This window comes from uncultured Winogradskyella sp. (assembly GCF_947495255.1).
GTDB lineage: Bacteria > Bacteroidota > Bacteroidia > Flavobacteriales > Flavobacteriaceae > Winogradskyella.
Genome location: NZ_CANLYI010000033.1, coordinates 1 through 511, shown reverse-complemented (window position 1 = coordinate 511; position 511 = coordinate 1). Strand labels below are relative to the sequence as shown.

Annotated in this window: 2 protein-coding genes; both read left to right on the top strand. The window is 35.4% G+C overall.

Going from position 1 to position 511, the window contains the following annotated elements; genetic code table 11:
• The coding region (locus Q0807_RS18960; RefSeq protein WP_367180284.1) for a gliding motility-associated C-terminal domain-containing protein at window positions 1-150 on the top strand (150 nt) is incomplete at its 5' end.
• Between the two features lie 26 nt (window positions 151-176).
• Window positions 177-511: PorP/SprF family type IX secretion system membrane protein (locus Q0807_RS18860; RefSeq protein WP_301162063.1), on the top strand; the 335-nt coding region annotated here is incomplete at its 3' end.

Sequence of the window (511 nt, the reverse complement as noted above, 5' to 3'; positions counted from 1 at the left end):
ACACTAGTATACTCTAAGAATAATTACACAGACGAGTGGTATGGTCAAACAAATGACGGTGATGAGTTACCAGTAGGTACTTATTTCTATACTGTTGTTTACGAAGGTGGAGCTATGTCAAAAAGTTCTTGGGTATATATTAACAGATAATCAACTAACAGAATCAACTTATTATAATGAAAAAACTCTCTATTATAGCGGTTTTGCTTTTAGCATTTCAAATGCATGGGCAACAAGACCCTCAGTACACGCAGTACATGTATAATATGAACATCATTAATCCTGCTTATGCAGGATCAAAAGAAAATCTTTCTTTTGGATTGTTATACAGAAACCAATGGTCTAAAATTGATGGCGGACCAGAAACAGGAACGTTCTTTGGGCATGCGCCTGTAGGTAAAAACATCGGACTTGGTTTATCTGTTATTGCAGATCAAATAGGACCAGTAAAAGAAACCAATACCTATGTAGATTTATCATATACCTTGCAATTAGGTGGTGAACACAGATT